The sequence below is a fragment of the Paenibacillus sp. FSL R10-2771 genome (genome assembly GCF_038000205.1).
GTDB lineage: Bacteria > Bacillota > Bacilli > Paenibacillales > Paenibacillaceae > Paenibacillus_AQ > Paenibacillus_AQ phytohabitans.
In genome coordinates, this window is record NZ_JBBOBM010000001.1 from 6,976,352 (window position 1) to 6,988,884 (window position 12,533).

Consider the following 12,533-nt stretch of genomic DNA (forward strand, 5'->3'; position numbering starts at 1 on the left):
TTCGTATGTGCTTACGGGCCGCAGATCAAATCATCAGTTCAAAAAGCTGCTCAGCCCATTCTCCGCCTGCTTCAGAGCCTGCGGCTGCGAGCCCTCATTAAGCCCGAGCCGGTTGTTCAGCTGGGTGTTGATGGTCGTCATTTTGGACGTATAATCCTGGCAGCTCTCGATAATCCGCCGGTTGGACTGCTCCGAGGTATCCAGAGCACTTAGCAGATCGCCTATTGCCTGATTCACAGCTTCGAGTGACATGGACGGCTTGGAGAGCAGCTCCGTGGTCTTCTCGGTAGTTGTACGCAGCAACCGTGCGTTCTCCTTGAACTGATCCTCGATCGTCTTGTTGGTGGCTTCCACAGCGTTAATGACATTCTCCTGATCAGCCAGGGACATGGCAATCATCGCCGACACGGTGATCAGGTTAGAAGTCTTATCAATCGCGTTGTTTACGGAATCGATCAGCTTATCATTGTTGTCATTGATGATATCCGTTGCCGCAATCGCCTGATTGTAGAGCAGAATCATTTCGGTCATGGACTGAATCCGTACCATTACCTTGCGCAGTCCCCGTTCCAGATACGCCTTGCGGAACTCGTTCTCCGGCTTGGCGATTTCTACCTCGAACAGCTCCTTCAGCTTGTTGCCGAAGGCAATTTTGGTCTGCAGGTTATAAATCTCCTCCATCGAGGTGCGCTTCAGCTGGCGCATGTTGACGATGCTCTCTTCCAGCGTATCGCGGCCGTCGCGCAGACCGGTAATGATGGCATCAATATTGGTGCGGACGGACTGATATTTGTAGACATAATTTTTGAGCGGACTCTTGCGCAGCATTTTGCCGAAAAAGCTGACATTCTTGCTCTGCTGCAGCGTCTCGCACTCATTACGCAGCTTCATAATCATATTCGGCACTTCCACCCGCTTGCCGCTCATCAGGTCATTGACCGGACGATCCAGCAGCTTAAGGGTTTGTCCCGCTTTTTCCTGCGTCTTCACGCCAAGCTTGCCGATATCATCCATCAGGGAATCCAGGGCTACCGTATCGGTCTTGGACACCTTCTCAATTAACTGGGAAGCTTCCTCCACTACCTTCTGTTCATCTTCTTTTCTCAGCTCGATCAACTGCGTGGACATGGTTTTCCTCCTCCTATAGTTCGGAACTGCTGTAACGCTGATGAATCAGTTCCGCCTTGGTCTGAAGTTCCATCAGGTCTTTATGTTCGATCGTAGACGCAATATCGGATATTTTGGTATCGACATCACGCAGACCGTTCAGCAGCATTCTCCGGTTTCTCGTCTTGGCTTCGCCGCCCAGCCTCAGGAACGGATTGATCACACCGTTGAGATCCTTCAGCACCAGTCTGCGGACGGTGTGGTTGATCTCGCCGTTGCCAAGTTCCTGCAGCAGAGGAATCACACGCTGCAGTCTGGCGAACAGCGCCAGTGACTTCTCGACGATCTCATTGTCCAGCGTATCCTTCTGCCCTTCAGATATAATCATATCCTCCAGAATGCTAAGATACTCCACTACCGGAGCGAATTCCGCTCCGATGGTAATCTCCCCTCTGGTCTCAGCTCCCGCTTTGACCGCAGAAGCCTGTCCCGCAGCCGGGAGTGGGCCTGCGGCCGGGGCGCCGCCAGCCGGGGACTGAAGCGCCCCGGCTGAAGCTGCAGGAGCCGCTGCCGGCTCTTGGCCGGCGGGAATAACCTCCACCGGGAGATTCACTCTTGTGCGCCTGAAGCCCGGCACCGCAAGGGCGGCCCCGGCAACCGGAAGCAGCAGCGAGATCAGCTCGGGCAGGAACCCGCTGGTCAATACAGCCACAACATAGCCGGCCCCGGCGTATACCAGTACTTTGAATTTAGCTTGCATTCCTTCTCACCTCTTATGAGCGTGAATGCTCCACACTCAATTCACGGAATCCGTAACCACGGATTCTCCGTTTATTTTCATGATCAGCGGCTGCTCAACATGGCTTGCCAAGACATTGTGCGCGAATTCTACAGGCTGAACTTCGCCGCCCAGAGCGCTTTTGACTGCCAGATAAGGGAAGTTAATTCCGGACAGACACGAGATATGCAGGCCCCCGGACATCCGCGGATTAATCTCAAGCAGCTTGGGTACATCGCCGCTATATTTCATCTGGACATTGAAATTATAAGGAATCCGGTAGGTCTCGGCCACCCTGCGGGCAACCTCTTCCAGCTCCGGAATATGCTCCATCAGCCGCAGCCGTCCGCCCGCCTTACGGCGCGGGACAGCGGCAAGCAGATTGCCATCCGCATCTGCCAGACAATCAATACTATATTCATATCCCTCCAGCAGCTCCATAACCATCAGATTAGGAAAACTCTCCGCTCCGGAAAGAATACGGTAAGCATCCTCGAAGGAAATTAACGGCGTTACATGTCCAAACAGCTCTTCCAGCGGGCTGCGGTTATTGTCTATAATCCGGAATCCGAGACCGCCCTCTGTTTCGGTCGGCTTGAAGCAGACCTTATGTCCCTTGGAGACGAGTTCTTCATAGGCTTCCTTGAACTGCTCTGCATTACTTACGACATGATAATCTGGAATCGTCATGATTCCGTTAGACTTCACACTTTCGTAGAACTTGCCTTTATCCATAATCATTTCCAGCAGATCCTGATCGCGGCAGACCAGCACCTTCGTCCCGATGGCATCGAACAAGGACACATGCCGGGCGATATCCAGCATATGCAGCCGCGGAATGAAAATATCAATCTCATTGCGGCGGCAGAAATCAACGCAGAACTGCACGTATTCGATTCCCGTAAGCTCAGGCTCGGCCCCTGCAACATCAGCGCCCTGCAGCGACATATGGCGGATATCCGGGTGGGTGGCGAATATTTGAACCGGGATGCCGTCTTCATTGTTCCGGATGAGATTCATGTAATGAAAAGCCACGGAAAACCAGCGATTGAAATAAATATTTACCTTTTTCATTGTGGCCCAACTCCCAATGCTGTCAAATTATTATAAATCGTTTGAACATACTGCATAATCTCATCCCCGGCAAATACACCCGATTGCTTCGTGAAAGGATACTCTAAGTTTACTAGACCCGCCTGCTGCTCGGCAAATATTTCTCCGTGACAGGGGGCAATGGCATAGTCCGCAGCCGCCAGCAGACTCTTGTCCAGCAGGGAATCGCCTGAAGCGACCATCGGCTCTGACCGGACGGTACGGCGGACATGAAGGATCGCGTCACTTTTGTTCACGGCCTCCGGCACAATGTAGAGCTTGCGCCCCTGCAGCGATACCTTCCAGCCCAGTCCATCCAGCCGCTCAGCCATGCGGGTAATCTCATCCAGCGGCAGAGAATCACGGTGCACTACGAAGGTGTAGAACAGCTCGTCACAATACCGCTCACTGGTAATCCATTCTGCCCGCACTACAGAGCGGACAATCCTGCCGGCTTCCTCAGCCGGCACGGACCCGCGTTCCACCAGCCGCCCGACAGCCGCCCGCCATTCCTGGTCCACTACCCCGTTCACGAGAATGTTGCCTCCATTACTGGTAACGGCATAATCCGGAATAACGGTCTCCTGGAACAGGTTGATCCGCCGGTACTGTGCGATAGTGCGCGTAGTGACCGGCATGAAGATGATCTTCGCCGCAAGCTCTTTCAGCATATCCAGAGCCTGCTGCGATATATACGAGACCGTTCTGCCGTCAATCACTTCGGCCGGCACCAGACCGGGGGCATCCCCGGGAACTCCGATGGCATTCAAAGAGTAGATCAGCGTACGGTCCAGATCACTGGCGTAGATCATTCACTCTCCCCTTTCAGCGGCTTAATGATCCCGCAGCAGGAATACGTCAGTCCGGGGAATACCTCCACAGGCACACCACGGTCTTCGGCCAGCAGCAGAATATGCCGCAGGTTGGGATTGTCCAGCCGATCAACGAGGATTCTCCAGGGCACTCTGCGCAGCAGCACACGCGTGGTCTCGCCAACCCCCGGCTTCACCAGATTGATATTATCAATGCCGAAGGTCTCCTGGATACTGCGGATATCAGCCAGCCCCTGCCAGGTAATCTCCGGAGGATCCGCCTGCATCTCTTCAGCAAGCTTCAGCCCCTCCGCAGCCACCTCACGGAAATAAGGAGTCACAGCTTCCACGAATACATTAGACAGATCACTATCCAGCCATTCCTTATAGAATTTGGCACCATGGAACTCCTCCGGTCCGATCAGATCGTCGCGGAGCACGGTACGGCTCATCAGACCGGATACCGTAGAGTTCAGGCAAGCGCTTGGGATCAGATAATCCTCCCTTGTGCCGAAGGTTCCCGAACAGTATCCGGGATCGGCGAGAACCGCCAGATCATCATTCAGGGTAATCCCATATTTGCTGTACATGCTCCCGCAGGCCTCGATCAGCACCTGGCGGATAGCCCCTTTGCCGGTCCAGCCGTCAATGAACTGCAGCTCCGCACCGCTTCCGTGCTGCTGCAGCATATATAGCACAGCGTTCTCATCGATACCTTTACCCCGGATAATCGAAATACTGTAATGCGGCAGATCCGCTTCATAGCGCTCCAGAATATACCTTTTGATCAGCACGCCTATCGGGGTACCTGCTCTTGCCAGTGAGACCAGAACCGTATTCGCCGTTCCCCGCTGAGCCACAATCATCTCAGATACGGCAGCTACAGCAAGCGCCACCTTCCTCGCGGTATGCTGCAATGTCTCATGGAACAATTCGATATACTGCTCCGTCGGCTGGTATTCTACAGGGAGCATCTCTGAGTAATGCACGCCCGACTGGATTGCTTCCTCCCGTTCGGCTGTTCCCCGCTCCAGGGATACATCGCTGAGGTCCTTGAGCAGAAACGTAACATCGGAGGCAGGGTAGCTGCCCAGCGGAACCGGAGGGGATATTCTTCTGTTCATTATCTCTTCCATTTCGATTCCCTTCATATCCGCGAGCCTCCAGTTTCAGGTTCAGAGGCCAGTATAATAAGATGCACCTTATTGCCTGCCAGCCTCTGCAAAATATCCGTCATCGGTTCAATCCGCTGCCGCGGCACATCCCGCTCAAGCAGCACAAAGATATCATCATACTGGCCGGGATCCACATTATAGATGAAATTGGTGATCTCTGTGTCGCCTGCGGACGGATACGCTGCTGCACTGTGCACACCGTAATCGGCACGGCGCTGCGGATGGATCGGACTGCGGGTAGAGGATTGATAGGACACGCCCTCACCCATCTCCGCGGCAATCCGCATCGGCAGATACATGAACTCGCCTACGCCCATCACCAAAGTGCGGGAGCCTTCCCGTAAGTCACGGAGCTTCCCGGCCACCCTGCTGACGCCTTCGTCAATCCGCCGGTTATCTGCAGATTCCAGACCAAAACGGCCGCTGTATTTCAAATAGGGGGAGAGATTCACAACACCCTGCGCATCCGCAGAGGACACCTGCAGCCGCTCTAACCCGTCCTGTATATACGTGGTCACTAGCTCTGCAACTGCTGCGGATGGTTCTGCGCTTCCGGCTTGCGGCTTCAGCAGAGGGGTTCCAGTCACCTCAATGCTGCCCTGCAGCAAAGATAAGGCGGTGATTCTAATTCCCAGCTCCTGCTCCAGATCACGGTAAGCCTGAATATTCGCGGTGCTCCGCCAATCCAGAAGTGAAGCCACTACATACTCCCGGCGCGGGAATTTGGACTGGATATCACGAATGGTATTGATCGCCGTATTGCCGGTCGTAATCTCATCATCCACCAGCACAATCGGCTCTGTTCCCGATAACAGCTTAGGATTCAGGGCGTAACAGAGATGATCTACAGCATGGGAATGCTCCTCTTCGAAGGTGACTACGGATTCCAGTTCAGGAATATTCTCACGGGTCGTATGAATATATGAGGCTCCGCCGGCAAACATGTTGTACATGCTGTGACCCAGGGCGGTAGCGGTTTCGGCAAAGCCGATAAAAAGGGCAGGCTGAGGCAGAACCAGACGTGCAGCAAGCAGATCATGATAGGCCTCTTCCGCGAATTCAGGATGAATCAGGCCATGAACCGCCTGGCTCATCAGCTTGTCCATGATTTCCCGTTCAGCGCTATCCGCACTCATCTCTAAGTACAGGAGAAGGGCAAGTGCCGCTCCGCTAAGCAGAGGGGTATAGGGACCTACAGGAATGTGTTTGCCAAGCACTTTGCTGACGAATAGAAAAGAGCGTTTCTTGTTGATACGGGCGGCCATGGAGAATAAGGCTTCCACGGGCATATGAAAGGGGTTGGAGGTTTCCGTTACCGTAACCTGCAGATTCTCGACGATATTAAACGTGTGTATATTCGTTCTCGGGTAGTAATCCGACAAAATGCTGTTGTTCATGTAACACCCCGTATATTTGAGATCGTAGTAAAATACGTCTGGCCCAGTTCAAATGCGGCTTAATTTCATTCATCTTGTTGTAATATTCGCTCTTGAACACTCCGCGGCTGCCATCATTGCTCTCCACAATACTTAAGGCGTCCACATATTCTTCATGCATTACTGTATACATCGCCTGCACGGGTCTGAGATGGGAAGGATGAATGATCGTTTTGCCCACAATACCGTTTTCCTTGTCCAAAATCACTTCACGGATCAGGCCATCCATCGAGCTGGAAATGTACTTATTCCGCATCTCGCGGCCATGCTTGCCATAGGTATCTTCAAAAGGAGTCTCGCGAAGCTGAGGACGCAGAACCCGGTGTCCTTTGCTGGCGAAGTATTCCCACACAGGTCCCGAGATGACATACCCTTCTTCCACACGGCCAAATATATTAATAATATCCGACATGCAGTCGCGGATCGGCGTCAGGTCATAGATGCTGATATCGGGACTGCGCCGCAGTCCGAACAGGCTGGAGAAATCCGTTGCTCCAATTCTGACATTGAGCACATATTCGCGGTATTGCCCCAGCAGATCACGGATGGCCAGCAGGCTGTCCAGCCGGCTCTCCCGGTAGATGATCGGAGCATTCTCCAGAATCGGCATTCCGTACAGCACAGGGGCTGAATAAGTACGCGTATTATTGTAGTCGGCAATGGCCTCAAAAAATTCCACACCGTTCAGGACAGAAAACTTGGGAAACACAAAACCGGTCAGCATCGTTATTAAAGAACCCAGCCGGAAAATCAGATCCCGCAGCTGCTCCGGATTGCGTACACGGATGAACAGCAGCGGCAGACTGCCTCTGGGCTCCGGATCATTCTCGGCGTAAGCGGACAGGAAGGCGAGATGCCGCACAACGGATTCTTCAGCATAATCCACCTCGCCATCCCCTATGGCATCCTCCAGATCTATGATTACCGTAACGAGCCCCGAGGCTCTCAGCTTAATAATATCTTCGGCAACACTGGACCTTGTAGCAGGCATATAAAGGGCAGCTCCGACGGCATAAGCCAGTAAATCCTTGCTGGTTGTATGATCAAATGAAACCGGCGGAACATGAAATAATGAAGTTTCCTGTTCTTGCGTAAGGTAATCGAAATATCTCAAGGCCTTTCCCCCTTAATGTTGTGCCAAGCACAAAACGAATAGCCTCTCCATATAGAGACAAGCAGAACCGGCTATGCCGTCCTCTCGGGGACGGCATCCGGCTTTCTCAAATACAAGCAAAGGCCATGCTATAACATATAACGATTACCCGGAAGCACGCCGGAGTCCACCCTTCCCGTGAACTCCCCGGCTTCCTGTACAGCTATGAATCTAAAGCTATCCATCAGGGGAATCAGGCTTTGCGGTTCGCCTCTTTTTTGCGTTTACTGGCGCTGTACACAATGGTACCCACAAACACTGCAATCAGAACCGTGAAGAAGATCACATGCGGCATCTCATACCCGAACGCACCAGCAAGCATTTTACCGGCAATAAGTGCAATGAGCAGGAAGGCTGACTGTTCCAGTTCAGGGTATTTAGCAATCAGCTTGAGGAATACCTGTGCCACGCCGCGCATCATCAGCACGCCGAGGATACCCCCCAGGAATAGCACCCAGACTTGATTACTAAGACCGAATGCAGCAACTACACTGTCAATACTGAAGGCAATATCCATTAATTCAACCAGGAGCACCGTCCTCCAGAAAGAGGTGCCTTTGTTCTTCGTCTCCCCTTCTTCTCCGCCACTCTTAAACAGACCTTTATAGGCAATGTAGAAGAGATACAGAGCACCTAGAGCCTTAACCTCCCAGAATCCAATCAGGAAGGTACCCAGACCAATCGCCAGGAATCTGAATAAATAAGCGCCGAGTATCCCGTAAAACAGTGCCTTACGCTGCTGCTCTTTCGGTAAATGCTTAACCATTACCGCCAGCACGAGCGCGTTATCTGCGGAGAGCAGGCCCTCCAGCAGAACCAGACTCCCTATAATCCCCCAGCTGACAGGATCGGAGAGCGTCGCTACAACATCACTCCAGGAGAAGAAATGCCCATAATTCTCACTGATACTCCTAAAAAAATCACTGAACCAGTCCATTCCACTTGCGCCTCCGGTAAAATAAAATTATTTGCTGCCTGCTACCCAGCGAAGCCCCCAGCCATAGGCCTCATCCATCTCCTTATGACCGCTGAAATATTGCACAAGCCGTTCAATACTGAAGGTCTCGTTGCCTACATTCCGGATCAGCGCGATGGCGCACATGCCCTTACGGTTGTTATGCTCGTCCAGATTAACGACAATATCCGGTCCTCCATCCTGCTTCAGGGTAACTACCCCATCCGCCTCAGACCAATTGGTAACTCCCTTGTAAATAAAAGAAAACACTAAAATTCTTTCGATTTGTGCAACCTTACTTCCGTTTATACGCAGATTCTCGCCGGATGTTACGGAGCCTGTCCGGTCATCCCCATCCAGCATGATGTACGGCGGCTGCTGCAGGTTGCCGAAAGCATTACCCAGTGCCTGCACAACTCCTTTGCTGCCGTTCTTGAGTTCATACAGGCAGGCAAGATCGAGATCCACGCCGCCCTTGTTACGGCTGAACAGTCCACCGCCCTGCTTCTGGTTCCAGTTCAGGTTGATGACGAGCTCACCGAGACCGGAGGCTGATTTCTTCAGGTTGATGGAATCGCCCTTCTTCTTCAGCTCAATCTTCTTCAGATTGAGATTCAGCGGCGGTGCGGGAGCTTCCGTCTGCTTCGGCGCAGGCGGAGGAGGAATTACTATAGCAGGTCTGGCTTGCTCCACCTTCGGTGGCGGCACCTGAAGCGGCGTGCGTTCCGGCGGTGCCGTCTTCTTCTCAGGCTGCGGTGCAGCCGCCGGAGCAGGCTCATCCTCCACTTCTATGCCATAGTTGCCGCACAGCGCTTTGAGTCCGCCGGAGAAGCCTGCAACGATCGCACTGAATTTCCATTCTTCGCCGTATCTATATAATTCTCCTACCACAACAGCTGTTTCCACAGAGAAATGATTTCCCAGGTTACACCGCAGAATTTCCGCCCCTGTCGCCTGATCCAGGATCCGGCACTGGGCCTCGCTCATCTGTCCGAACATTTGCTTGCGGTTCTCGCCATCATACAGGGTAAGGGTAAAGGCTATCTTCGCGATACCTGCAGGAATCTTGTCCAGTCCCACCTCGAACTGCTTAAGTCCCCCCGAAGTTGCACCCGGCACATCCTTATATCTGATATAAGGCGTAGACGGGTTATTATAAAAGATCAGATCATCGTCACTATTTACTTTGCCTTGCGCCCCGAGCAGGAACGCAGAGGCGTCAATATCCATGGAAGATGGAGCTTTCCACCCGATCTCTACAATGATATTGCGGATTCCCGGGTTTCCTTTGGTCAGGTCTGCTTTCTGCCCTTTAACTACTTCAGTACTCATTCTTACGCCACCTTTATAAATGGATAAGAGTGCAACTTATACACTTTTGTCTATAAAAAGGGCAGGATCGATGATGATCCCGCCTTTGAAGCATTATTGTGCATCCAGTCCATAATTCTTGCATAGAGCGCTGAGCCCGCCGGCAAACCCGCTGCCGATCGCCTGGAACTTCCAGTCCGCCCCATGGCGGTAGAATTCACAGAAGACAACAGCTGTCTCGGTGGAGAAATCCTCACCCAGGTCAAACCGCAGAATCTCGCGGTCGCTGGAAGCATCTACAACACGAACAAATGCGTTCGATACCTGTCCAAAGTTCTGCACCCGCGTCTCATAATCATAGATCGTCACTGTAATCCCAATGCGCTGAATATTCGCCGGCACCAGGCTGAAATCTACAAGAATCTGCTCATCGTCCCCGTCGCCTTCACCTGTACGGTTATCGCCTGTATGGGTTACAGAGCCTGTCCCGCCGCTTGGGTTGTTATAGAATACAAAGTCGTCTTCGCCTTTGGCTTTGCCGTCCTCATGCAGCAGAAATGCTGAAGCATCCAGGTCGAAATCCTTGCCGCCGCTATACTTGTTTGTATCCCAGCCAAGTCCTACAACTACCTTCGTCAGGCCCGGATTGGTCTTGGTAAGATCAATCCGCTGTCCTTTGGAAAGACTGATCGTCACTGGCAAAAACCTTCTTTCCTCAAAGATTTAATTCCCGGAGTCATCAGGGTCTTATTGCAGACCGTAATCACGGGTCAGTCCGGAGAGGCCGTCTTTGTAGCCGCTGCCGATGGCATTGAATTTCCACTCTGCACCATTGCGGTACAATTCGCCGACAACAACGCCCGTTTCAACGGAGAAATCTTCGCCCAAGTCAAAACGGATCAATTCTTCACTGTTCGCATCATTCACGATACGCACATAAGAACGGGAGACTTGTCCAAAGTTCTGGCTTCTGGCTTCCGCTTCGTAGATTGTAATGGTGAACGCAATTTTATCAACATCCGCAGGAACATTGAGCAAATCAACTTGAACCTGCTCATCGTCTCCGTCGCCTTCACCTGTGCGATTGTCGCCGGTGTGAACAACGGAAGCGTTCTCGTTCTGCTTATTGTTGAAGAAGATGAAGTTTGTTTCTTTATCCACTTTGCCGTTAGCATTGGTCAGGAACACAGACACGTCGAGGTCGAAGTCCTTACCGCCATCGTATTTATTCGTATCCCATCCGAGGCCGACTGTAATTTTGGACAAGCCCGGATTAGTTTTGGTCAAATCGATTTTTTGTCCCTTGGATAAGTTAATAGCCATGAATAGAACCCTCTTTTCTCAAATTGGAATTAGATATAACGTTCAGCCAGTTGATTGATATGTGCTGCGTGCGCGCCTTCACCGATAGCTGCGAATTTCCACTCTTCGCCATGGCGGTACAGCTCGCCGCAGATCAGTGCCGTGAAGCCTGTGTAATTGTCCGTCAGATTAAACTTGATCAGCTCGCCGTTCCCGGCCGCGTTGATAATCCGGATATACGCCGATTTGATCATTCCGAAATCCTGCTTGCGGTTCACCGCATCGTAGATGTTAACCACAACCAGAACCTTATGGACATCGGCAGGAATCGACTTCAGATTCACCATGATCTGCTCGTCGTCGCCGTCTCCTTCACCCGTCAGGTTATCTCCCGAGTGAACTACAGAGTTGTTCGTATTCTGTTTGTTGTGAAAGCAGACGAGGTTCAGCTTATTGGTCAGCTTGCCATTCTCATTCAGCAGCAGAGCGGAAGCATCACAGTCCACATTCGCCTGTTTCTTGACACCAAAGAAGCCTCTTGCCGGTTCGGCAGGGTCCCAGCCCAGTCCTACGATAACGTTAGACAGTCCGGCATTTCCTTTAGTTAAATCGATCTTCTGACCTTTTACCAGATTGATTCCAGCCAACTTTACGTACCTCCGTTTCCAGTAGTAATCACTGCCTGTAAGTCCTTCTTGCGGGTGTTATATCAGTGATACGATGGAGAAACGCCTAAGTTTCATCCAATTGCGGATGCCCTCCGGCCTGTATTACAGACTGAATTCGCTTGGGCTCAGTCCCAGCACACTGCAGATATTCCGGACAACCGCTTTCTCATGCTCGTCGAAGTCGCCGTCAGCTGCACCGATCGCGGAGCATACGCCCACAATGACACGTCCGATCTCCGGTTTGCCGCTGAATTTCGCGATCGATTTGAGCGCTTCCTGCTTGCCGATTTCCGGCGAGAACTCGAAGTTGCTCACATAGAAGTTGAACTGGTTGATGACATCTCTCATGTCAAATACCTTCAATTCATTGCTGAGGTTCATATATCCGGCCATTTTATTCTTCTCGGATTCCTCAATCTTGCCGTCAGCCGCAGCAACCAGTGCGCAGCCTGCAACTACCGCGTTCATAAAGTCTTTATTTTTAAACTTCTTAACTTGTTCTGTCAGTCCGGTTTTTGTCGTATTTAGCCAATTTTTAAATGTGCTCATCGTATTCTCCTTCTATCATTCTGAATTATGACCAGTAGAAAGGGCTGTGCCGTACTATAAGCACCATATCCGCTTCTGCCGGAAATATAAGGATAAATTATTATGCGTAGCCCATAAATCCTTATACTTTAAAAAAAGATATCCCCGAGCCTCCTCCCCGCCATTCCGGGCAGATATTCAACCAATGGTCCCATT

General features: G+C 51.8%; 13 protein-coding genes. All 13 read right to left on the bottom strand.

The features are described from left to right. Positions 1-33 precede the first annotated feature (33 nt). The 13 genes from NSU14_RS30025 to NSU14_RS30085 all read right to left on the bottom strand — a co-directional run bounded on the left by NSU14_RS30025 (position 34) and on the right by NSU14_RS30085 (position 12,338). Complete coding sequence (locus NSU14_RS30025; RefSeq protein WP_039299403.1) at positions 34-1,128, bottom strand: toxic anion resistance protein; 1,095 nt, start codon at positions 1,126-1,128, stop codon at positions 34-36. Positions 1,129-1,141: 13 nt separating this feature from the next. Further along, a complete protein-coding gene (locus NSU14_RS30030; protein ID WP_042132999.1) occupies positions 1,142-1,867 on the bottom strand; it encodes a hypothetical protein in 726 nt (241 codons plus the stop codon). A gap of 36 nt (positions 1,868-1,903) precedes the next feature. Beyond that, positions 1,904-2,959 (bottom strand): ATP-grasp domain-containing protein, encoded by a 1,056-nt coding sequence (locus NSU14_RS30035; protein WP_340948226.1) that lies wholly within the window; start codon positions 2,957-2,959, stop codon positions 1,904-1,906. Further along, positions 2,956-3,789: an HAD family hydrolase gene (locus NSU14_RS30040; RefSeq protein ID WP_042132998.1), complete on the bottom strand. Its 834-nt coding sequence runs from the start codon at positions 3,787-3,789 to the stop codon at positions 2,956-2,958. The genes NSU14_RS30035 and NSU14_RS30040 overlap by 4 nt, the downstream gene beginning before the upstream one ends. Beyond that, complete coding sequence (locus tag NSU14_RS30045; protein WP_340948227.1) at positions 3,786-4,940, bottom strand: cysteine protease StiP family protein; 1,155 nt, start codon at positions 4,938-4,940, stop codon at positions 3,786-3,788. Before NSU14_RS30045 ends, NSU14_RS30040 begins: the two co-directional genes overlap by 4 nt. Next, positions 4,937-6,229, bottom strand: a complete 1,293-nt coding sequence (locus NSU14_RS30050; RefSeq protein ID WP_042132994.1) for a phosphoribosyltransferase family protein — start codon at positions 6,227-6,229, stop codon at positions 4,937-4,939. The genes NSU14_RS30045 and NSU14_RS30050 overlap by 4 nt, the downstream gene beginning before the upstream one ends. Positions 6,230-6,305: 76 nt before the next feature. After that, positions 6,306-7,514, bottom strand: a complete 1,209-nt coding sequence (locus NSU14_RS30055) for an HpcH/HpaI aldolase/citrate lyase family protein (protein WP_171720333.1) — start codon at positions 7,512-7,514, stop codon at positions 6,306-6,308. Between the two features lie 232 nt (positions 7,515-7,746). Next, positions 7,747-8,490, bottom strand: coding sequence for a TerC family protein (locus NSU14_RS30060; RefSeq protein WP_042132991.1), 744 nt, complete (start codon positions 8,488-8,490; stop codon positions 7,747-7,749). Between the two features lie 27 nt (positions 8,491-8,517). Beyond that, positions 8,518-9,840, bottom strand: coding sequence for a TerD family protein (locus tag NSU14_RS30065; RefSeq protein WP_042132989.1), 1,323 nt, complete (start codon positions 9,838-9,840; stop codon positions 8,518-8,520). A 93-nt stretch (positions 9,841-9,933) separates the two neighbouring features. Beyond that, entirely contained in the window at positions 9,934-10,515 is a 582-nt protein-coding gene (locus tag NSU14_RS30070) for a TerD family protein (protein ID WP_042132987.1), read from the bottom strand. A 51-nt stretch (positions 10,516-10,566) separates the two neighbouring features. Further along, entirely contained in the window at positions 10,567-11,142 is a 576-nt protein-coding gene (locus tag NSU14_RS30075; protein ID WP_042132985.1) for a TerD family protein, read from the bottom strand. Between the two features lie 29 nt (positions 11,143-11,171). After that, a complete protein-coding gene (locus NSU14_RS30080) occupies positions 11,172-11,768 on the bottom strand; it encodes a TerD family protein (RefSeq protein WP_042132983.1) in 597 nt (198 codons plus the stop codon). A 123-nt stretch (positions 11,769-11,891) separates the two neighbouring features. Continuing rightward, entirely contained in the window at positions 11,892-12,338 is a 447-nt protein-coding gene (locus tag NSU14_RS30085) for a tellurite resistance TerB family protein (RefSeq protein WP_042132981.1), read from the bottom strand. Positions 12,339-12,533 lie beyond the last annotated feature (195 nt).

Excerpts from the sequence above, each read along its gene's own strand:
- NSU14_RS30035 (WP_340948226.1), bottom strand. The coding sequence starts at position 2,959 with ATGAAAAAGGTAAATATTTATTTCAATCGCTGGTTTTCCGTGGCTTTT.
- NSU14_RS30025 (WP_039299403.1), bottom strand. The coding sequence starts at position 1,128 with ATGTCCACGCAGTTGATCGAGCTGAGAAAAGAAGATGAACAGAAGGTA.
- NSU14_RS30045 (WP_340948227.1), bottom strand. The coding sequence starts at position 4,940 with ATGAAGGGAATCGAAATGGAAGAGATAATGAACAGAAGAATATCCCCT.
- NSU14_RS30065 (WP_042132989.1), bottom strand. The coding sequence starts at position 9,840 with ATGAGTACTGAAGTAGTTAAAGGGCAGAAAGCAGACCTGACCAAAGGA.
- NSU14_RS30040 (WP_042132998.1), bottom strand. The coding sequence starts at position 3,789 with ATGATCTACGCCAGTGATCTGGACCGTACGCTGATCTACTCTTTGAAT.
- NSU14_RS30060 (WP_042132991.1), bottom strand. The coding sequence starts at position 8,490 with ATGGACTGGTTCAGTGATTTTTTTAGGAGTATCAGTGAGAATTATGGG.
- NSU14_RS30030 (WP_042132999.1), bottom strand. The coding sequence starts at position 1,867 with ATGCAAGCTAAATTCAAAGTACTGGTATACGCCGGGGCCGGCTATGTT.
- NSU14_RS30085 (WP_042132981.1), bottom strand. The coding sequence starts at position 12,338 with ATGAGCACATTTAAAAATTGGCTAAATACGACAAAAACCGGACTGACA.
- NSU14_RS30075 (WP_042132985.1), bottom strand. The coding sequence starts at position 11,142 with ATGGCTATTAACTTATCCAAGGGACAAAAAATCGATTTGACCAAAACT.
- NSU14_RS30050 (WP_042132994.1), bottom strand. The coding sequence starts at position 6,229 with ATGGCCGCCCGTATCAACAAGAAACGCTCTTTTCTATTCGTCAGCAAA.